The sequence below is a fragment of the Brevibacillus laterosporus genome, from assembly GCA_007833815.1.
GTDB lineage: Bacteria > Bacillota > Bacilli > Brevibacillales > Brevibacillaceae > Brevibacillus_B > Brevibacillus_B laterosporus_D.
Genome location: CP033464.1, coordinates 2,010,613 through 2,035,335 on the forward strand (window position 1 = coordinate 2,010,613; position 24,723 = coordinate 2,035,335).

A 24,723-nucleotide genomic window follows, 5' to 3' on the forward strand; every position below is an offset into this window, starting at 1 on the left:
TTATGCACGATCCATTTCTTAAGGATAAGAAACTTTTAGTCGGTTTATCAGGTTCGAGTGCCGTTTTGGGATTGCCTGCTTATCTTGGCGTGTTTCGCGCCATTTTTAAAGAGGTAAAGGTGATCATGACAGAAGCGGCCACAAAGCTCATCGCTCCGTCTACAATCTTGCTTTTCTGTGATGAGGTCTTTATAGATGAAGATCTTGGTCTTGAGAAAAAAATGAACCACGTTGAGTTAGCTCGATGGGCTGATCTGTTTATCATCTTGCCGGCTACGGCAAATGTCATCGGGCAAGCAGCCAATGGAATTGCCCTCAACTTGCTAACTTCTACCATTCTAGCTTCTCCAAATCCTGTCATGTTTTTTCCAAATATGAATCGTTTAATGTGGACAAAAAAAGTCGTTCAGCGCAACGTAAGCCAGCTTAGAGAAGACAACCACATAGTTGTCACACCACTAGAGGCCATGGCCTATGAAATAGCTTCGGGCACCATGCAGCCAAACTACATCTTGCCTCCGGGCCAAACAGTGATTCAAGAGATGAAAAACACTTTGCTTGAACGAGAAGAGGAGACAGTTGTTTCTACATAAGGATAAATGTGATGAGATTTGTAACTATGGATATGACTGCTTCGGCCTTCATTGGCGTAGAAGCGGTCCTTTTGTTTTTATATCAGATTGTTAGGAATAATAAAGGATGCTTCATACAATCCTTATCTTGTTAAGCTGGAAATACAAAAATTACTTATCCATAGATTTATTATTTTATGTTAATGACTCGTGAGGAGAAGTACATAAAGGTACTTATTTCATAAATAAAATTGATGTAGTAGAAATTGAATTCCATAAAATGTAAGCGTTTTATATAGACATATTTACAATTGAGAACCTTGTTCACTATACAAGAATGTCGTAATCACGAGGCTTAGCGGATATATATTTCTGTGTAGGCGCCTTCATTTTTTTAGTCTAGTAAAAAAGCGTAATAAACAAAAAAGAAATAACAATCATGTTATTGATAAATAACATTGTTACTATCGTAAATGAAAAAATGTCATTATTTTTACACAATAAAAACATAATAATAAAATGTGAAAGAAAAATATTGAAGAATATGTTCATTATTGGTAGTATTAAGAAATAATCCTTGTAATATTATGTATTATAATGCATTTTTTTGTCACCTGATCAGTGGTTTAATGTTAGAGATGAAGTGAACAAATATTTTACTTTTAGAAGCGCATAAACATAATAGATGTAAAATTTAGAGTATTTATTCTTATAAAAAATAAGAGGTGGTCCTGATGGATTTATCTACATTAAATTTTTTGGATGAAGCAGAAAAGCACAAGTTGTTGAATCAATTCAATGATACGGACGCTGATTTTCCTCAGGAGATGACCATTCATGCACTGTTTGAAAAGCAGGTCCAAGAAAGACCGAATCATACTGCCATCATTTTTAAAGAACAAAGTATGACGTATAAAGAAATAAATGAACGAGCAAATCAAGTGGCACATAGCTTACGAAAACATGGAGTTATTCCAGATGAGATTGTTGGGATTCTAGCAGATCGTAATATTGACATGATCGTTGCAATTCTTGGTGTTCTAAAGGCTGGCGCTGCTTATATGCCTATTGATCCTACATATCCTACCGAACGTATTCACTATATGATCAACGACAGTCAAACCAAAATTGTACTAGTTGAAGATAGTGAAATGTCTCCAGAGGGCTGCAAAGTAGATCTGATATTCTTACATGATCCATCCCTGTTAGAAGAGGAAACTACGAATCTATTACATGTAAATAAGCCCGAGGATTTGGCCTATATTATCTACACATCTGGCTCTACTGGTAAGCCAAAAGGGGTTATGATTGAACATTGCAATGTGATTCGCCTGTTATTTAATGACAGGAATTTGTTTGATTTTAATAGTGAAGATGTTTGGACAGTGTTCCATTCGTTTTGCTTTGATTTCTCTGTTTGGGAGATGTATGGAGCTTTACTGAATGGAGGGAAAATTGTCCTCGTTTCTTTTGAGGTAGCGAGAGATCCGAATGCCTTTCGGAAATTGCTTCAAGAGCAAAAGGTTACTATTTTGAATCAAACCCCTACAGCATTCTATCAACTCACATCGGAAGAGATGCAGCATTCAGATGGAAATTTATCTATTCGTAAAATCATCTTTGGTGGAGAGGCATTGACCCCATCACAGTTAGTAGCATGGAAGCAAAAATATCCAAACACAGCATTGATTAATATGTATGGTATTACAGAAACAACTGTTCATGTTACTTATAAGGAATTCGATTTAGTTGATATGGGCAGTACAGTTAGTAATATTGGAAAGCCTATCCCTACGTTAAAAACCTATGTTTTAGACCAAAGGAAAAACTTGGTTCCAATTGGGGTGAAGGGCGAGCTGTATGTAAGCGGCAAAGGAGTTGCTCGAGGTTATTTAAACAAACCTGAATTGACGGAAGAGCGATTTATGGAAAATCCTTTTATTCCTGGAGAAAGAATGTATCGCACGGGAGACTTGGCAAGGTGGCTACCTGAAGGAGAGCTAGAATACTTAGGTAGAATTGACCAACAAGTAAAAATAAGGGGCTATCGCATTGAGCTCGGAGAAATAGAAGCCGAACTTCTGAAGCTGAAAGGCATTAAGGAAGCAGTGCTCTTGGTTACAAATGATAAAAATGAACAACCACAGTTACAAGCTTATATGACATCTACGGAGGATTGGTCACCTTCTGATCTTCGTATTCAACTTACTACAACATTACCCTCTTACATGATTCCGGCTCATTTCATTTTTGTATCGCATATGCCTATTACATCAAATGGAAAAATTGATAAAGAATCACTTCGAAAAATAGAACCAACACTTCAAGAAAGCTCTACAGGAATGTACGTAGCTCCACAAACACCTACAGATCAACAGTTAGCTCTTATATGGGAAGAAAATATCGGAATGGAGCCCATCAGTATTGATAACAATTATTTTGCTTTGGGTGGAGACTCTATCAAGGCTATTAAGTTATTACACGCTATAAACAAGGAGTTTCAAGTTAACTTCCAAATTGGCGATTTGTACAAACATGGCACGATTCGAGAAATGGGTCAACAAATCGGAGAAAAAGGTAAGCAATCTAGTAATCAAAAACAGATGAAGCTTCAAGAATTGGAACGCCTAAAAGAGAAAATTCTGGGAAGTGATAAATAATCATGTCGGACAAGCTAAGTAACGCCAAAGACCTTTTTCCAATGAGCGATATACAGCTGGGGATGGTTTACCATTCACTAAAACACGTACATGAGGCTGTATACCATGATCAATTTGTCTATCAAGTAGATGATCATTCATTTGATGTTCATGTGCTAGAACAAGCTATGAGAATGATGGTTGATAAGCATGACATTTTAAAAACAAGTTTTCATATTGAAGAGTTTTCCACTCCTGTTCAGGTTGTACACCAGGATGTACCTGTTCATATTGATGAAATAGACATATCCCACTTAGAAGAAGGTCAAAAAGAATATATCCATCACTATTTGGCAGAGGATCGTTTATCTCCTTTTGATGTAACAATGGCTCCTTTATGGAGAATGAGAGTTTTTAAACTTAATTCTACAAGAGTTGCTCTTGTCTGGATTTTTCATCATGCCATTCTGGACGGATGGAGTGTTGCATCTTTTATTACGGAACTAATAGATGTTTATTTCAAATTAAAGCAAAAAACTTTCCATTTAGAGCAGTTACAGACTACCTATAAAGATTATGTTATTGATCAGATGTTATTATCCGAGCAAAATGAGCTCCGTGAATTTTGGATAGATGAGTTAAAAGATTACAAACGGCTACAATTACCAGTAAAACCTGATGGAAATGGTGATACGTACGCTACTGTAGTAGAGAAATTAGACCCCGTCATCATAAATAGATGTAGAGAGATTGCGCAAGCCCTTCAGGTTCCTTTAAAGACGGTTTGCTTAACAGCATTTCTTTCCATGATGCATATGATTTCTTATGAGAAAGACCTAACTGTCGGATTGATTGAGAATAATCGACCGATTACTGAAGATGCTGAAAAGGTGTTGGGATGCTTTCTTAACTCAGTTCCGTTTCGCACGGTTATAACAAAGGACATGAGCTGGAGAGAACTTTTAGAGCAGACACAACAAAAGCTAATAGAGATAAAAACATATGGAAGGCTTTCTTTTGCAAAGATAATTGAAGTAATTGGAGAGACAGGAAGCGAGCGTAATCCAGTTTTTGATTGTGTTTTTAACTTTGTTGATTTCCATGTTTTTAAAGGAATTAAAGATCATAAAGTCAAGTTTTGGTTAGACGGATATGAGAAAACAAACACCTTGTTTGATTTTTCTGTTTCCACTACGATGGATGATTATTTTGTTCGCGTTGTATCAGCACTTCCAGAAGAAGATACTGTAAAACTTATCAAATACTATCAAAGAATTTTAGAAATGATCGCTCTTCATATTGATCAAAAATTGGACAAGCAAGCTATTCTTGATGAAAAGGAAAGCTACCTGTTGGTAGAGGAGTGGAATAGTACAACAGTTGATTATCCAAACATGCAGACCCTTCATAGACGATTTGAAGAGCAAGTGACCAAATATTCGGATCAGGTTGCACTTATGTTTGAGGAGAAGCAACTTACCTATGTAGAATTGAATGCTAAGGCCAATCAACTAGCTCGTGTATTACAAAAACATAACACGCTACCAAATCAGGTGATTGGTCTCATTACAGATCGTTCTATGGAAATGATGGTAGGTATACTTGGGATACTGAAAGCAGGGGGAGCTTATATGCCTATTGATCCCACTTATCCTGCTGAGCGTATTCACTATATGCTAGAAGATAGCCAAACCTATCTCTTACTTGTACAGAAAGCAGATATGATCCCAGCTGATTATCAGGGAGAGGTACTTATTCTGACAGAAGAGCTTTGGGAAGACGAGAAGGCCGATAATCTGGAGCTGGTCAATCAATCCCAGGACGTTGCTTATGTCATGTATACATCTGGGACAACGGGAAAACCAAAAGGTATCTTGACGACCCATCGCAACATTATCACAACCGTAATCAACAATGGATATATTGATATTTCTGAAACAGATCGTATCCTGCAACTGTCCAATTATGCTTTTGATGGATCGACCTTTGATATATACAGTGCCCTACTAAACGGAGCTACTCTGGTGTTAGTTCCCATGCAAACGCTGATGAATTCAGCCGACCTAGTAGCAATCATTAGAGATAACAACATTACGGTATCTTTTATGACAACCTCCCTATTCAATACCTTGGTTGAACTCGATGTGACCAGTCTCAAAAATATGCGTAAAGTTGTGTTTGGTGGGGAAAAGGCTTCGATCAAGCATGTTGAAAAAGCACTAGATTATTTGGGAGAGGGACGTCTTGTAAATGGATATGGCCCGACAGAAACGACGATTTTTGCCACTACCTATACGGTCGACCACACAATAAAAAAAGCGGGAATTGTTCCGATCGGTCGTCCTTTGAATAACACTATGGTGTACATTTTTGGACTAGACGATCACTTACAACCAATTGGAGTACCCGGTGAGTTATGTGTAGCTGGAGATGGAATCGCACTTGGTTATCTCAATCAACCAGAGCTAACAGCAGAAAAATTTGTTGATAATCCACTTAAGCCGGGCGAGAGAATGTACCGTACAGGAGACTTAGCTAGATGGTTGCCTGATGGTGTAATCGAGTACATGGGTCGAATTGACGAGCAAGTTAAAATTCGTGGGCATCGCATCGAGTTAGGGGAGATTGAGGCTAAGCTACTCGAACATCCTGCTATTCGCGAAACGGTGCTAGTGGCCAAGCAGGATGCAAGAGGCCACTCCTACTTAGGCGCCTATATCGTTACGGACAACTTCTGTCCTGTGACGGAGCTGCGCAATCATCTGATGGAAACCTTGCCAGAATATATGGTCCCTTCCTACTTCATCGAGTTGGATAACCTACCACTTACCTCAAATGGAAAAGTGGACAAGCGAGCATTGCCTGAACCTGAATCCCAAGCCCTACAGACGTATACGATGCCGGAAAATGAGACAGAAGAGAAATTGGTGCAGTTATTCCAGGAAGTTATGGATGTGGAACGCGTTGGTACACAAGACAGTTTTTATGAACTGGGCGGTCATTCTTTAAAAGCAATGATGCTGGTTTCTCGAATTCATAAAGATATGGGTGTAAAAGTACCACTGAAGGAAGTGTTCAGTCGCCCGACTGTGAAGGAATTGGCTGCTTATCTGACTCAGTCAGAAGAAGCGGGCTATGTTGAAATAGAAGCAGTGGAAGAAAAAGCATACTATCCAGTTACACCAGCTCAAAAACGGATGTATATCGCTCAGCAATGGGAAGACGATGAGGTAACCAGCAGTTATCACATGCCTTTTATGATGGAAATTACAGGACCTCTTCAAGTAGAAAAGTTACAACAGGCATTGAAGGGACTTGTAGAAAGGCATGAGTCGTTACGGACTTCGTTTCATATGATCGATGAAGTATTGATGCAAAAGGTACATACAACAATATTGTGGGATTTAGAGATAGATATAGAGCCAGCTTCAGAGCAAGAAATTGATGAAAAGATGTTCCTATTCTTACGCAAATTTGATTTAAGCCAAGCATCTCTATTTAGAGCCAAGCTGATTCGTGTCAATGTTAATCAGCATGTTTTGTTATTAGATATGCATCATATTATTTCAGATGGATTCTCATATCAGATCTTTTTTGAGGAACTTACGCAGTTGTATCAGGGAGCAGAGCTACCATCGATCAAGATACAATACAAGGATTATGCGGTTTGGCAGCAATTAGAAGAGCAACAGCAACGTTTGCAACAGCAGGAGGAATATTGGTTACGTCACTTCCAAGGAGATCTTCCCGTTCTAGAATTACCTACAGATTACCAACGTCCAGTTGAAAAACAATTTGCAGGAGCATTGTTTACACATGAATTATCCATTGATAGTACTGAGAAACTGAGACGATTAGCTATTAAAGAAAAAACGACGCTATATACGGTATTGCTGACGGTCTATAGCATTTTATTGGCAAAGTATACAAATCAAGAGGATTTGATCGTGGGCACACCGATTGCTGGCCGTCCACATGCAGATTTGGACAGGGTATTCGGAATGTTTGTAAACACGCTAGCAATCAGAACTACTCCCAAAGTAGACTATTCCTTCTTAGAATATTTATCTGAAGTTAAAGAAAGTGTACTAGGTGCTTATCAAAATCCTGATTATCCATTTGAAGAACTGGTTGAGAAAACACTGGTTCAGCGAGACGTAAGCCGTAATCCTTTATTCGACGTAATGTTCTCCGTAGAGAAATTGCCAACCTCTGTACAGCTTAATGAATTAAGATTTTGCCCGCGTTTGTTTGATTGGAAGAAAGCAAAATTTGACTTGGATTGGACAGTAATAGAAGGTGATTCTCTTCAATTGTTGATTGAATATAGCACAAGCTTGTTTGATCAATTGACCATAGAACGAATGTCCAAGCATTTTGAGCATATCTTGAATCAAATTATTGTACACCCAGACCTGCCTATATCTGATATTGAAATTCTGACAAAAGCAGAAAAGCATCAGATACTGATTGATTTCAATCAATCAGATAACTATTTTGATCGAGAAAAAACGATCCAGGAACAATTTGAAGAATGGGTAGACAAAACTCCACATAGCATTGCTCTTGTCTATAAAGAACATCGATTGACCTATCAGGAATTAAACAAACGTGCAAATCAAGTAGCGCATTTGTTACGAGCCAATGGTGTTTCAGCTAATGATTTTATTGGTCTGATGGTAGATCGCTCACTTGAAATGATTATTGGTATGCTTGGTATTTTAAAAGCGGGCGGGGCCTACTTACCTATTGATTCAGATTATCCTGAAGATCGAATTGAGTATATGTTATCTGATAGTAAAGCTAAGATTCTTTTAAAGCAAAGGGAACAAATCGCACCTACTTCATTTGAAGGTAAAGTGATTTCTATTGACACTCCTGAGTTGCTTGAGATGGAGATAGAGAATGTGCCAAGGATCAATGGCTCATCTGATTTGGCTTATATCATTTATACATCCGGCTCAACAGGAAAGCCAAAAGGAGTATTGATTAACCATCGATGCGTTATAAACCTGCAGCTTTCAGCTGAAACATTTGGGATTGATTCTTCGAGTCGTGTGCTACAGTTTGCTTCCTTTAGTTTTGATTCATCTGTAGGTGAGATTTTTTATACATTATTAAACGGAGCATGCTTGTATCTGGTAGAAAAAGACTTGCTTTTCTCAGGTAGTGAATTTGTTTTGTGGGTAAAGAAAAATAAGATTAACTCGATTCCTTTTATATCTCCATCTGCCCTACGGATGCTCCCTTACGAAGACCTGCCTGATCTAGCTTATATAAGTACAGGTGGTGAGGCATTACCGGCTGATTTAGTTAAAGTGTGGGGGGAAAATCGTATTTTCCTAAATGCATATGGTCCGACGGAAACAACTGTAGATGCCACCGTAGGAATATGTACACCAGAAGGAAAACCGCATATTGGAAGACCCGTTAAGAATAAAAAGGTGTACGTAGTGAATAGTAGCAATCAATTGCAACCGATTGGTGTTCCTGGTGAGCTTTGCATTGGCGGCGAAGGGGTTGCACTTGGCTATCTAAACAGACCTGATTTAACTCAAGAAAAATTCGTTTCCGATCCGTTTATCCCAGGTGAAAGAATGTATCGCTCTGGTGACTTAGTCAGATGGCTACCTGATGGAACGATTGAATATTATGGAAGATTAGACGATCAGGTAAAAATTAGAGGGCACCGTATTGAACTAGGAGAGATTGAAACAAGGCTATTAGAGCATCCATCAATTAAAGAAGCCATTGTCATTCCACGTTCTGATGAATCAGAAGCCACATATCTATGTAGTTATTTGATTGTAGAAGGATTATGGAATGCTGCTGACATGCGTAAGTACTTAAAGGCTTCTTTGCCGGATTACATGATACCGTCATATTTTGTGGAGTTGCAGGAGTTACCGCTGACACCTAACGGAAAAGTTGATAAAAAATCATTACCAAAACCAGAAAAGCAAATGCACAGAGGGCAGGATTATGTGGCCCCTACTAACCTTGTGCAATCCATTTTATCTCAGATTTGGTCTGATGTTCTTTGCGATGGAAATATAGGAATACATGACAATTTCTTTGAACTTGGTGGAGATTCGATTAAAGCCATCCAAATTTCAGCTCGACTTAATAAGCATAATCTCAAGGTTCGAATGAGGGAATTGTTTAAGAATCCAACGATTGCAGAGCTTAGCCTGCTTGTACAAGAAATTGTACAGGAGATAGACCAAGGAGTGGTGGAAGGTAATCTTCCGCTTACACCGATTCAACACTGGTTCTTTAACCAAAGATTTCCACAGGTCAATCATTATAATCAATCGATTCTTCTCTATAATGCTGAAGGCTGGGATGATCAGAAAGTAGACAAAGCTTTTGAGATTCTAACGCAGCATCATGATGCACTGCGAATGGTTTATAGCTTAGACGATCAAGAGGTCGTACAGCGCAACCGGGGATTGGACGGCTCGAATTATCACTTCGAAATTATTGATGTAAGACAAGATGGGGAAGATCAGTCGAAATGGAAAACAGAGGCCAATCGGATCCAGGCGAATATGGATATAGCCCAGGGGCCTTTGGTACAAATCGGATTGTTCCGTACAAATGAAGGAGATTATTTGTTAATTGCCATTCACCACTTAGTAGTGGACGGAGTGTCCTGGCGCATCCTATTAGAAGACTTCTATCATTTGTATAGAGGAAACGATTCTCTACCATTAAAAACAACTTCGTTCCAAGCATGGTCTCAAAAGCTCCAAGAGTATGTCCAGAGTAAAGAGCTAGAAAAGGAGCTTCCATATTGGCGCAATCTGGATGAGACTATCACAGACTATACATTAATCAAAGATATAGAAACAACAAGCTCAAGTAAGGTAACCTATGAGGAATTTTTAACTGTATCGATGTCGTTATCAACAGAAGAAACCCAACAGCTGGTAACTGAAGCTCATAAGGCGTACCAGACTGAAATGAACGATCTTTTACTCACTGCACTCGCTTTGGCTTTGAAAGAATGGACGAATAAAGAACAACTACTAGTTAGCATGGAGGGGCATGGACGCGAAGAGATTCTAGAAAACGTAGATATTTCCCGTACAATAGGTTGGTTTACATCGGAGTATCCAGTTGCCATTCATCTTACGAAAACAGATATTTCGTTTGCAATTAAACAAGTGAAGGAAACGTTGCGTCGTGTACCTAACAAAGGGTTTGGCTTTGGTGTTCTTACATATTTGGCAAAAGAGACATTCGAGCTTAAGCCAGAAATCAGCTTCAACTACTTAGGTCAATTTACAGATAAGGAAGAGGGGAACTCTTCTTTGATGGGTGATCTGATTAGTCGAGAGAATACTAGTGAGCTTTTCCTAGATATCAATGGAAGTATAGAGGCTGACAGATTACAAATGCACTTTAGTTACAACGCAAGCGCTTACTATCCAGAAACGATCGCATCCCTTGTTCAAAACTTCAAATCCTATTTGCTTGAGATTATTAATCATTGTTTGACGAGAGAAGGAGTAGAGCATACACCAAGCGACTTTGATATCAATGATCTCACCATGGAAGAACTAGACGACATTTTTGACGACCTGGAAGAAGAGGTATACAAATAACTAGGTAATAATATGGAGTGATTAAGATATGTTTAGCAGAAGTAATGTGCAAAATTTGTATCGCTTATCTCCTATGCAAAAAGGGATCTTGTTTCATTCCTTAAAAGATAAAGAAAATCATGCCTATTTTGATCAATTGATTTTTACTTTGGAAGGTAAGGTAGAGCTTGAAAATTTAGAAGAAGCCTTTAACCAATTAATCAAAAAGCATGATATTTTACGAACTGTTTTTCGCTACAAAAAAGTAAAAGAACCCGTACAAATGGTATTGAAGGAAAGAAATTCCACTATTTATTTTGAAGATATTTCCCAGCTTGAGGTGGATGAAAAAGATAATTACATTAATCAATTTAAAAGGAGGGATCGGGAGAAGGGGTTTGACCTCTCCCGTGACCTTCTCATCCGACTGTCATTGTTTAAACTCGACCAGGAACAGTATCAGTTAATTATGAGTAATCACCATATCATTATGGATGGTTGGTGCCTTGGAATCATACTTAATGATTTCCTACGTATGTATAAAGGGATCGTGAATCATACTCCTGTTCCATTCGAGCATGTGACACCTTACAGCAAGCATATTCAATGGCTAGAAAAACAGGATCATCAAGAAGCAAAGGATTTTTATCAACAGCTATTAGAAGGATACGACAAAGTAACAGGTGTTCCACAGCAACTGGTTCGGGCAAACCATGAAGAATATGCTCATGGGCAAAGTATTGTGAAATTACATCAGGAAACAGCTGATCGATTGATTGCAATAGCCAAAGCCTATCAGGTTACAGTTAATACTGTTTTCCAAACGATTTGGGGAATTTTATTACAAAAATACAACAATACGGACGACGTAGTATTTGGTTCAGTTGTTTCAGGTAGACCAGCAGAGATTCCTGATGTTGAAAAAATTGTTGGCTTATTTATTAATACAATCCCAGTACGAATAAAGGCAGATCAACAAGAACGATTTGAGACGTTAGTAACCAAAGTACAAGAAATGGCCTTGGCTTCAGAATCATATGATTATCTTTCGTTGGCAGATATTCATCCAGAAGCTGGGGATTTCATCAATCATATTATTGCTTTTGAAAATTTTTATATCGATATGGACAGCTTTAATCAGTTGGCAGATAAAAAAGAGCTGGGATTCTCGCTCGCATTCGCCACAGACCATCATGAACAAACAAATTATGATCTAAGTGTGCAAGCTCAGATCGGTGATGAATCATCCATTAAAATTTTATATAATTCCAAGCTTTATTCATCAGAATACATAGCAAATGTGATTGGCCATTTTGTCACTGTCGCTGAAACGGTTGCTGCTAATCCTAGCATACTCGTAAAAGAAATCGATATTTTAACAACTGATACAAAAGATCAAATCCTTCATGGTTTTAATAATACCTATGCAGATTATCCGAGAGAGAAAACCATACATCAGTTGTTTGAGGAACAAGTAGAGAAAAACCCTAATCAGGTTGCACTTGTGTTTAAAGAAGAGAAGCTTACTTACGGTGAGGTAAATGCGAAAGCAAATCAGTTGGCACATGTGTTAAGAAAGAAAGGTGTACAACCTGATGATGTAATTGGACTAATCACCGAACGCTCTTTAGAAATGATAATAGGCATTTTGGCGATTTATAAAGCAGGTGGGGCTTATATGCCTATTGATCCTACTTATCCAACTGAACGCGTTCAATATATGCTTCAGGATAATCAAACGCAGTTTTTATTGGTACAAAAACAGGAAATGCTACCAGCCAGTTATCAGGGAGAGGTATTGGTTTTAACACAGGAGAGCTGTATGGACGAGGAAGTATCCAACCTGCCTCCTACTAATCAAGCGCAAGCTTTAGCTTATGTGATGTATACCTCTGGTTCTACAGGAGAGCCTAAGGGCATTTTGACAACACATCAAAACATTATTAAGACAGTCATTAATAATGGATATATTGAGATTACGCCAGGAGATTGTTTGCTTCAGCTCTCTAATTATGCCTTTGACGGCTCTACCTTTGAAATCTATGGGGCTTTATTACATGGAGCTACATTAGTTTTGGCACCAAAAGAGACAGTTCTAAATATGAATGAGCTGGCACGTCTTATCAAGAAGGAACAAGTGACGGTTTCCTTTATGACGACCGCTCTCTTTAATACACTGGTTGATTTGGACATCACATGCTTTCAATCGGTACGAAAGGTATTATTCGGTGGAGAGCTTGCTTCGGTCAAGCACGTCCGAAAAGCCCTTGATTATTTGGGCGAGCACCGGATTATCAATGTATATGGACCAACGGAATCTACAGTGTATGCCACTTATTATTCGGTAGATCACTCGATGTCGACGAAAGCAAGACATACCGTTCCTATCGGAAGACCGATTCATAACACGAAAGCTTACATTTTGAATAAAGATGGACAACCTCAGCCGATCGGAGTAGTAGGTGAGCTATGCATTGGTGGAGAGGGGCTAGCCCGTGGATATCTCAACCGTCCAGAGTTAACAAAGAAACACTTCGTGGATAATGTATTCATTTCAGGAGAGCGAATATATCGTACAGGTGACTTGGCGCGATTTTTACCGGATGGAAACATTGAGTATATAGGGCGGATGGATGAACAGGTAAAGATTCGTGGTCATCGGATTGAACTGGGCGAGATTGAAAAAGTTCTCTTACAGCACCCTGCTATCAGTGAAACAGTGCTTCTAGCAAAACGAGACGAGCAAGGTCATTCCTATCTGTGCGCTTATGTAGTAGGTCAGGCATTTTGGACTGTTACAGAGCTACGTCAACACGTAATGGAATCACTGCCTGAATACATGGTACCCTCCTACTTCATCGAGATTGAAAAACTACCGCTTACTGCAAACGGTAAGGTAGATAAGCGAGCGTTGCCTGAACCAGACAGAAAAATGGGGAGTGCTTACGTTGCTCCAGAGAACGAAACAGAAGAGAAGCTGGTTCAATTTTTCCAAGAAATTTTGGGTGTCGAGCGGGTTGGCACGCAGGATACATTTTTTGAGCTCGGTGGTCACTCACTTAAGGCAATGATGCTGGTCTTACAGATTCATAAAGAGATGGGAATCGAAGTCCCGTTAAAAGAGATATTTACACGTCCTACCATCAAAGAATTAGCAGCGTATATTCATAAGACGGATCGCTCTGCCTACAGCATGATTGAGCCAACCGCCAAACAAGAGTATTATCCAGTCTCCTTTTCCCAAAGACGAATGTTTGTAGTGCAGCAAATTAGAGATACGAATACAACCAGCTACAATATGCCGATTTTGCTAGAAATAGAAGGGGCTCTTGATAGGGAAAATGTAAGACAAACTCTGAAGAAATTGATAGAGCGTCATGAATCAATGAGAACGTCATTCCACATGATTGACGAGACCTTGCTGCAAAAGGTGCATGATGATGTGGCATGGGAAATGGAGGAGATGGAAGCGTCCGAGGAAGAGGTTTATGCTTTGACAAAATCTTTCATTCGTCCTTTTGATCTCGGTCAAGCTCCATTGTTTAGAGCAGGATTAATTCGTGTTAATTCTGAGCGTCATTTGCTGCTACTAGATACGCATCACATTATCTCAGATGGCGTATCTACTAACATACTCTTTCAAGATTTTACGCAATTATATCGTGGACGAGAGCTGCCTGCCCTGCGAATTCAATACAAGGATTTCGCCATCTGGCAACAAGGAGAGGCTCAGCTTGCTCGTCTGCACGAACAAGAGGAATACTGGCTGAAACAATTTTCAGAGAGTGTGCCTGTACTAGAGCTTCCTACTGATTTTCCACGTCCAGCGATACAGCAGTTTGATGGTGACGTATTGGACTTTGCATTAAATCAGCAAGTATGGAAGGAATTACAACAGCTCATTGTTAAAGAGGGCTGCACGGCTTACATGATATTGCTGGCGGCTTATCATGTCTTGCTTTCCAAGTATTCGTCGCAAAACGATATTGTGATAGGTTCCCCGATAGCAGGGCGCACAAATGCTGATTTGCAATCGATTATTGGGATGTTTGTTAACACGCTGGCTATCCGCACTAAATCAGAGGGAACTCAGACATTCCGCGAGTTTCTCTCTACGATCAAACAACTGGTTCTTCAAGCTCAATCCAATGCAGATTATCCATTTGAAGAGCTGGTTGATAAGGTAAATCCAAGTCGCGATCTAAGTCGCCAGCCTTTATTTGACACAATCTTTGTCATGCAAAACATGGATATTACCGAGGTTGCGATACAAGGTCTTTCAATCATAACGAAAGACATGGAATGGAAGCATTCAAAATTTGATCTTACATGGGCGGCTGTAGAGAAAGAATCCTTACATTTTTCAGTTGAATATAGTACCCGCTTATTTAAGAAAGAAACAATCGAGCGGATGGCGAAGCATTTTGCCCATCTGCTAAATCAAGTGGCAAAAAATCCTGACTTGAGCCTTACAGATATGGAATTGGCAACGGATGAAGAAGTGTACCAGCTTTTGGAGGAGTTTAATAATACAGAAGCTGATTATCCGTGTGATAAAACGATCCACCAGCAGTTTGAGCAGAAGGTAGAGGAAAACCCTGATCAGATAGCGTTGTTATTTAAAGATAAGGAAATTACTTACGGACAGTTGAATGCAAAAGCAAATCAATTTGCTCGCGTATTAAGAAAGCATAGGGTGCAGCCGGATCAAGCGGTTGGACTAATCACTGATCGTTCCATTGAAATGATGATAGGAATTTTGGCAATCTTAAAAGCTGGCGGAGCCTATTTGCCAATTGATCCAACTTATCCATTAGAACGGATTACCTACATGCTAGAGGATAGTCAGGCACAGCTTTTGATTGTGCAGGAAGCCGCTATGATTCCAGAGGGGTATCAGGGCGAAGTATTGCTTCTAGCAGAAGAGTGCTGGATGCAGGAGGAAGCGTCCAACTTAGAGTTGATTAATGATGCTCAGGATTTGGCGTATGTGATGTATACCTCTGGTTCTACAGGAGAGCCTAAGGGAATTTTGACAACACATCAAAACATTATTAAGACAGTCATTAATAATGGATATATTGAGATTACGCCAGGAGATTGTTTGCTACAGCTCTCTAATTATGCCTTTGACGGCTCTACCTTTGAAATCTATGGGGCGTTATTACATGGAACTACATTAGTTTTGGCACCAAAAGAGACAGTTCTAAATATGAATGAGCTAGCACGTCTTATCAAGAAGGAACAAGTGACGGTTTCCTTTATGACGACCGCTCTCTTTAATACACTGGTTGATTTGGACATCACATGCTTTCAATCGGTACGAAAGGTATTATTCGGTGGAGAGCTTGCTTCGGTCAAGCACGTCCTAAAAGCCCTTGATTATTTGGGCGAGCACCGGATTATCAATGTATATGGACCAACGGAATCTACAGTGTATGCTACGTTTTACTCTGTAGATCACTCCATGTTGACGAAAGCAGCTGTTCCCATTGGTAGACCGATTAATAACACGAAGGCGTACATCTTAAATAAAGATGGACAGCCTCAGCCAATTGGAGTAGTAGGTGAGCTATGCATTGGTGGGGAGGGATTAGCTCGTGGTTATCTAAACCGTCCAGAGCTGACAGCAGAGCGCTTTGTGGATAACCCGTTTCTTGTCGGAGAAAGAATGTATCGTACGGGAGACATGGCTAGATTCTTACCAGATGGCAACATTGAGTACATCGGACGAATGGATGAACAGGTGAAGATTCGCGGCCATCGAATTGAACTGGGCGAAATTGAAAAAAGTCTCCTGGAGTATCCTCCTATCAGTGAAGCGGTACTTGTCGCAAAACGTGATGAACAAGGTCATTCCTATCTGTGCGCTTATGTCGTAAGTAAGGATCAATGGACGGTGGGTCAGGTACGTCAACACCTACTGGAAGCTCTGCCGGAGTACATGGTACCATCCTATTTCGTTGAGCTTGAAAAGCTACCTCTTACTTCCAATGGCAAGGTAGACAAGCGTGCATTGCCTGAACCAGACCGAGTGATTACCAATGAATATGTTGCGGCAGTCAATGAGACAGAGGAGAAGCTAGTTCAGTTTTTCCAAGAGATCTTAGCTGTAGAACGAGTGGGAACGCAGGATACATTTTTTGAATTGGGTGGTCATTCCCTAAAAGCAATGATGCTGGTTTCAAGAATACACAAGGAATTAGAAATAGAGGTACCGTTAAAAGAAGTATTCGCCAGACAAACTGCTAAAGAATTAGCAGCCTATATTAAGCAGGCTGAACAGTCTGATTACACCGAAATCGAACCGGCCATGGAGCAAGAATACTACCCAGTATCTAATGCGCAGCGACGGATGTATGTTGTTCAACAAATGAGAGATGTGGAAACAACAGGCTACAATATGCCGTTCTATTTAGAAATGGAGGGTGCTCTAGAGGTAGAAAAGCTATCTCTAGCTTTAAAACAACTAATTGAGCGTCATGAATCATTACGAACCTCCTTTCATATGGTTGATGATGAACTGATGCAAAAGGTACATGCAGAAGTTGCATGGGAAATGGAAATGATTCATGCCGTAGAGGAAGAAGTTCAACAACTTACCGATTCCTTTATGCGTCCTTTCAATCTTGCTAAGGCGCCACTATTCCGAGCGGGACTCATTCAAATCAATCCGAAGCGACATTTATTGATGCTGGATATGCATCATATCATCTCAGATGGGGTATCGATGAATGTATTGTTTCAGGATATAACGCAGTTGTATCAAGGTATAGAGCTGAGTCCTCTCAAGATACAATACAAGGATTTTGCGGTGTGGCAACAAGGCATGGCTCAGGTTGTCCGTTTTCAGGAGCAGGAAAGGTATTGGTTAAACCAATTCTCTGGTGACCTACCAATTTTGGAAATGGTAACTGATTATCCACGACCAGCCATACAGCAGTTTGACGGAGATTCCTGGTCGTTTGAAATTGACGCCAAAGTATTAGAAAGCATAAAGCAATTCTCAGCCGAGCAAGGAACTACTTTGTATATGACTCTGTTGGCGATTTATCAAATCCTGTTGGCTAAGTATACCCGCCAAGACGACATCATTGTCGGAACTCCGATTGCAGGAAGACCGCATGCAGACACAGAGAGTATTGTGGGGATGTTTGTTAATACACTAGCTTTACGTGGTCAACCAAAAGAAGAGCAATCTTTCATCTCCTACTTATCAGAAGTGAAAGAAAACGTACTACAAGCCTATGACAACGCTGATCATCCATTTGAAGAGTTGGTAGAGAAGCTACATTTACAAAGAGATATGAGTCGTCATCCCTTGTTTGATACGATGTTTGTTTTACAAAACATGGATATGTCCGAGATAAATATTTCTGGTCTAAAGCTTCATTCGCGTGATTTAAACTGGAAAAATGCAAAATTTGATATGACCTGGATGATTGCCGAACAAAATAATCTATTGATTTCGGTTGAGTACAGCACCAGCCTGTTTAAACATGAAACCATTCAAAGGCTAGAAAAGCATTTCACTTATTTAGTAGAACAAGTGGCTAAGCATCCGGATTGCTTACTCAGCGATTTAGAACTCGCAACAGACGAAGAAAAACAGCAAATACTGACGGTATTTAACGACACTGCTACTGATGATTTACAGGATTTATCCATCTGCCATCTATTCGAACAACAAGTACAGCGTTTTTCAGATCGGCCGGCACTTGTGTTTAAAGAAAAGCAGCTCACATACAGTGAGTTCCATGCAAAAGTAAATCAATTAGCTCGGGTACTCAGAAAGAAAGGTGTGCTGCCGGATCAAGCGGTTGGATTAATCACTGATCGTTCCATTGAGATGATGATAGGGATTTTCGCCATCCTAAAAGCAGGCGGAGCTTATATGCCAATTGATCCTTCCTATCCAATCGATCGGATCGAGCACATGCTAGAGGACAGCCGAACTAAGTTGTTATTAGTGCAAAAAACAGAAATGATCCCTGCTAGCTATCAGGGCGAAGTACTACTCTTAGCCGAAGAAAGCTGGATGCATGAAGAAGCTTCTAATTTGGAGGTAATCAATCAAGCACAAGATTTGGCGTATGTGATGTATACCTCAGGTTCAACCGGTAAGCCGAAGGGCAACCTGACGACTCATCAAAACATTATGCAAACCATCATCAACAATGGCTATATCGAGATTGCACCAACAGATCGACTATTACAGTTATCTAACTACGCTTTTGATGGTTCTACCTTTGATATCTATAGTGCTCTATTAAATGGGGCAACTCTTGTGCTGGTGCCAAAAGAGGTCATGCTCAATCCAATGGAGCTGGCGAAGATTATACGAGAACAGGATATTACAGTTTCGTTTATGACTACTTCTCTGTTCCATACTTTGGTGGAGTTAGACGTGACCAGTATGAAATCCATGCGCAAGGTTGTATTTGGTGGGGAGAAGGCTTCATTCAAGCATGTAGAAAAAGCTCTGGATTATCTAGGTGAAGGTCGCTTGGTAAATGGGTATGGTCCTACAGAAACAACGGTATTTGCTACCACCTATACGGTGGATTCTAGCATTAAAGATACAGGCATTATACCGATTGGGCGTCCTCTAAACAATACGAGTGTTTACGTCTTAAATGAGTATAATCAGCTACAGCCGATTGGAGTACCAGGGGAACTATGCGTGGGTGGAACAGGAATTGCTCGTGGATATTTAAACCGTCCAGAGCTGACAGCAGAACGCTTTGTGGATAATCCTTTCGTTTCAGGAGATAGAATGTATCGCACCGGTGACCTAGTTCGCTGGTTGCCGAATGGAAACATTGAGTATTTAGGTCGGATGGATGAGCAGGTGAAGGTACGCGGTTACCGAATTGAGCTGGGTGAAATAGAGACAAGATTACTGGAGCATGCCTCGATAAGTGCAGCGGTTTTACTGGCAAAACAAGATGAGCAAGGTCATTCGTACCTATGTGCGTATGTGGTTACAAATGGGGTATGGACAGTTGCAGAATTACGTAAGCATGTCAGTGAAGCTTTACCAGAATATATGGTCCCTACTTATTTCGTGGAACTGGAGCAGTTACCGTTCACTTCCAATGGTAAGGTGAACAAACGTGCTTTGCCAGAGCCGGAAGGACAAATTACCAGCGTTTATGTGGCACCAGAAACGGAGACGGAAGCAAAATTAGTAGAGTTATTCCAAGAGATTTTGGGTGTAGAGAAAGTCGGTACACAAGATATGTTCTTTGAACTAGGAGGTCATTCGCTAAAAGCGATGATGCTAGTTTTACGAATGAATAAAGAACTAGGAATGGAAGTGCCTTTAAAAGAGGTATTCACACATCCTACTGTCAAAGAATTGGCAGCAACGATCGACCTTCTTGATCGATCAGGCCACATGGAGATTGAACCAGCTCCAAAGCAAGATTTCTATCCTGTATCCTCTGCACAAAGACGGATGTACGTGGTCCAGCATTTAGGAAATATCCAAACAACAAGCTACAATATGCCACTTTTTCTTGAAGTGGAAGGAGCTTTAGAAATTGAAAAGCTTCATCAAGCTCTTGAACAATTGGTTAAGAGACACGAATCTCTGCGAACATCATTTCATATGATTGACGAAGAGCTGATGCAACAGGTACATGAGGATGTGGTATGGGATTTAGAGATAATGGATGGAGAGGAAGAAGACCTTGCAAGCATCACAGCAGGTTTCATTCGTCCGTTTGATCTCAGCCAGGCTCCATTGTTCCGTGCAGGCGTAGTGCGTGTTAGCCAGGAGAAATTCCTATTCATGCTGGATATGCACCATATCATCTCAGACGGAGTTTCTACCAATGTATTGTTCCAAGATATAACCCAGCTCTATCAAGGAAAAGAGCTGTCTCCTCTCAAGGTACAGTACAAAGACTACGCTGTGTGGCAACAAACCGATGCTCAAGTGGCTCGCCTGCAAAATCAGGAAGGATATTGGTTAAGCCAATTTGCTGGAGAAGCTCCTGTACTAGAGATGCCGACAGATTTTCCACGTCCAGCAGTCCAACAGTTTGAAGGAGATGTATGGACTTTCGAGATTGATGCTGACATTCTCAGACAACTGAAAAAATTATCGGCAAGTCAGAGTTCTACTCTATATATGACATTGCTAGCAGCGTATCAGGTCTTGTTAGCCAAGTATACCGGTCAGGATGATATTATCGTCGGTTCACCAATTGCCGGACGCCCTCATGCGGATGTAGAAAGCATCGTCGGTATGTTCGTTAACACGCTAGCTTTACGTGGACAGCCTGTAGGAGAGCAGACGTTTATTTCCTATCTGGCACAAGTTAAGGAACAGGTTTTACAAGCTTATGCTAATGCAGAATATCCATTTGAGAAATTAGTTGAGAAGCTTGATTTACAGAGAGACATGAGTCGCCATCCTCTCTTCGATACGATGTTTACTTTGCAAAATATGGAGATATCTGATATTGATTTGGCTGGCTTGACCTTCAAACCATTTGATTTTGAATGGAAAAATGCCAAGTTTGACATGGATTGGACGATGCTTGAGGAAGAAACACTCAAGGTTGCTATTGAATATAGCACTAGCTTATATGCGGAAGAAACAATTAGCCGGATGGCTCAGCATTTCACCTATGTTTTACAACAAATTATTGAGCATCCAGCAATACAGTTGGCAGAAATCAAAATTGCTACCTTGCCGGAAATCGAACAGATCTTGACGCAATTTAATGATACTCAATCCAATTACCCTGATAACCAAACCATTCATAGCCTATTCGAGCAACAAGTCGAACGCTCACCAGAACAGATCGCGGTTGTATATCAAAATCAATCTATTACGTATCGTGAGCTTAATGAACGTGCAAATAGATTGGCACGTTGCTTGATAGACAAAGGCATAGAGAGAAATCAATTTGTTGCAATCATGGCGGATCGTTCTATAGAAACAGTCATTGGAATGATGGGAATTCTCAAAGCAGGAGGGGCTTATGTTCCGATTGATCCTGATTATCCTCTAGATCGAAAGCTATATATTCTGGAAGACAGTCATGCATCGCTATTATTGCTCCAGCACAAGCATGAGGTACCATCAGAATTCACAGGTGATCGCATATTGATTGAACAGATGCAATGGTATCAAGCGGCTGATACGAATGTAGGGATAGTCAATACAGCTGATGATTTGGCTTATATGATTTATACCTCAGGTTCGACAGGTCAACCAAAAGGGGTAATGATTGATCATCAAGCAGTATGTAATTTATGTTTAATGGCCCAAACCTATGGAATCTTTGCTAATAGTCGCGTTCTACAGTTTGCTTCCTATAGCTTTGATGCTTCCGTAGGGGAGGTTTTCCATACTCTTACAAATGGAGCTACTCTCTACCTTGTAGATCGCAATCTTCTCATGGCAGGGATTGAATTTGTTGAATGGTTAAGAGAAAACGAAATAACTTCCATTCCGTTTATCTCGCCTTCTGCATTACGGGCATTGCCGTATGAGGAGCTACCTGCATTGAAATATATCAGTACAGGTGGAGAAGCATTACCTGTTGATTTAGTCAAACTATGGGGAGCCAATCGAATTTTCTTAAATGCATATGGTCCGACAGAAACAACGGTAGATGCGACGATTGGCTTATGCACCCCTGAAGATAAGCCGCATATCGGAAAGCCAGTGTTAAATAAAAAAGCTTACATTATTAATCAGGATTATCAGTTACAGCCGATAGGGGTACCGGGCGAGCTATGCATCGGTGGAGTAGGGATTGCTCCTGGATATTGGAATCGGCCTGAATTAACAGCTGAGAAATTCGTGAATGATCCATTTGCCCAAGGCGAAAGAATGTACAAGACAGGGGATTTAGTACGTTGGCTTCCTGATGGAAACATTGAGTTTTTAGGACGAATTGACGATCAGGTGAAAGTCCGTGGACATCGAATTGAATTAGGTGAAATTGAAGCTCGTCTTCTTGAACATGAGCAGGTAACAGAGGCAGTTGTGCTGGCTCGTCAAGATGAGCAAGGTCAATCTTATCTGTGTGCTTATCTAGTAGTAACAGATGACTGGACGGTAGCAGAACTGCGCAAACATATAGGAAAAGCATTACCTGACTATATGATTCCTGCTTATTTTATTGAGCTTGAGGAATTTCCTTTGACACCAAGCGGTAAGGTGAATAAAAAGGCTTTGCCAGAGCCAGACGGACAGATACAAACGGGAGTGGAGTATGTAGAGGCTACTACCGAGGTCCAAAAAATCCTTGTTGAGGTTTGGCAAGAAGTTTTACGTGTAGAACGGATTGGTATCTATGACAACTTCTTTGAACTGGGTGGAGACTCGATCAAGGCTATTCAAATTACAGCAAGACTGCGTCGCTACCACCGTAAACTGGAGATCAGTCATTTGTTTAAGCATCCAACGATTGCAGAGCTTGCACCATGGATTCAAACCAGTCAGGCACTGATTGAACAAGGAACTGTCGAAGGCGAAGTTATGCTCACGCCAATTCAAAAAGCATTCTTTGAAGAAAATCAGGAACAGCCGCATCATTTTAATCAGGATTCGTTACTGTACAGCTCGAATGGCTGGAACCAAGATGCGATCGAGAAGGTATTTGAAAAAATAACGGAGCATCACGATGCCCTGCGAATGGTGTATCCGCATACCGAGGACAAGGTGACTCAGATCAACAGGGGACTTGAGGAGAAGGCGTTCACATTGCAGGTGTTCGATTTTACCCAAGAACCAACTGATACGCAGACAACGAAAATCGAGCAAATCGCTACTCAATTGCAAGCAGGCTTTGATTTAGAAAAGGGACCTCTGGTACGACTTGGCTTATTTACCACCAAGGCTGGGGATTATTTACTGATCGTGATCCATCACCTGGTGATTGACGGCGTCTCTTGGCGTATTTTGCTTGAGGATTTTCATACTGCTTATCAGCAAGTCATTCAAGGTCAAGCAATTGTACTTCCTGAAAAAACGACCTCCTTTAAAACATGGAGTGAGCGCTTGAATGAATATGCAAATAGTCATGTTCTTTTACACGAGATTCCATATTGGAAGCAGATGGAAGAAGTATCGATCGCCTCTCTTCCTAAAAAAGGAAACAATGACGGTAGATACTATGTGAAGGACAGCGAATATGCCACGATGAGTCTAACAGAAGAAGAAACCCAGAATCTTCTTACTCGTGTACATCGAGCTTATCGAACGGAGATTAATGATCTGTTGCTTGCTGCATTAGGATTAGCCAGTAAGGAATGGACAAAAGAGAATCGAGTGGCTATCCACTTAGAAGGTCATGGTCGTGAGGAAATAGGTGAAGGGGTAGATGTCAACCGCACTGTTGGATGGTTTACCTCACTGTTCCCAGTCGTTATTGATTTAGAAAATGACGAATTGCCTCTCATCATTAAATCGGTAAAAGAAACCCTGCGCCGAGTTCCTAATAAAGGCATGGGCTACGGCATACTCAAGCATCTGACAAGCGATGCGAACAAACAGGATATTACCTTCTCGATTCGCCCAGAGATCAGCTTTAACTATCTGGGGGTATTTGATCAACAAGAGGAGGAGAGCGAATCTGCTGGGATTCCTACTGGTCAGCCGATTAGCCCGCAATATTATGACACGCATCTGCTGGAGTTTAATGGAGCGGTCTCGAATAACCAGCTACATGTAAATTGCCGATTTGCTCCTGTAGCCGTCGATCGGGCGATTGTTGAAATTTTGATGGAGCGCTTCAAGCACAATTTACTTCTCATTACTCAGCATTGCTTGGAAAAGGATACTGTAGAATTTACACCTACTGATTTTACAGAAAAGGAATTAAGCCAAGAACAGCTAGACGATCTATTAGATGATTTATTTGAAGACATAGATGATCTGTAATCACAATGAGATAG

4 protein-coding genes are annotated in these 24,723 nt (G+C 40.4%); all 4 read left to right on the plus strand.

Annotation, left to right across the window (positions count from 1 at the left end; translation table 11 throughout):
- The first annotated feature begins 2 nt into the window (after positions 1 to 2).
- Positions 3 to 593 (plus strand): Mersacidin decarboxylase, encoded by a 591-nt coding sequence (locus tag EEL30_11135; protein ID QDX92811.1) that lies wholly within the window; start codon positions 3 to 5, stop codon positions 591 to 593.
- Between the two features lie 713 nt (positions 594 to 1,306).
- The gene (locus EEL30_11140) at positions 1,307 to 3,232 is read left to right on the plus strand and encodes an amino acid adenylation domain-containing protein (protein ID QDX92812.1); all 1,926 of its coding nucleotides are present in this window, start codon (positions 1,307 to 1,309) and stop codon (positions 3,230 to 3,232) included.
- Positions 3,233 to 3,234: 2 nt separating this feature from the next.
- Positions 3,235 to 10,821 carry an amino acid adenylation domain-containing protein gene (locus EEL30_11145; GenBank protein ID QDX92813.1) on the plus strand — a complete coding sequence of 2,529 codons (7,587 nt, stop codon included), beginning with the start codon at positions 3,235 to 3,237 and terminating at the stop codon, positions 10,819 to 10,821.
- A 28-nt stretch (positions 10,822 to 10,849) separates the two neighbouring features.
- Complete coding sequence (locus EEL30_11150) at positions 10,850 to 24,709, plus strand: amino acid adenylation domain-containing protein (GenBank protein QDX92814.1); 13,860 nt, start codon at positions 10,850 to 10,852, stop codon at positions 24,707 to 24,709.
- Positions 24,710 to 24,723 lie beyond the last annotated feature (14 nt).

Coding starts and splice junctions, on each gene's coding strand:
- EEL30_11135 (QDX92811.1), top strand. CDS start 3: ATGCACGATCCATTTCTTAAGGATAAGAAACTTTTAGTCGGTTTATCA.
- EEL30_11140 (QDX92812.1), top strand. CDS start 1,307: ATGGATTTATCTACATTAAATTTTTTGGATGAAGCAGAAAAGCACAAG.
- EEL30_11145 (QDX92813.1), top strand. CDS start 3,235: ATGTCGGACAAGCTAAGTAACGCCAAAGACCTTTTTCCAATGAGCGAT.
- EEL30_11150 (QDX92814.1), top strand. CDS start 10,850: ATGTTTAGCAGAAGTAATGTGCAAAATTTGTATCGCTTATCTCCTATG.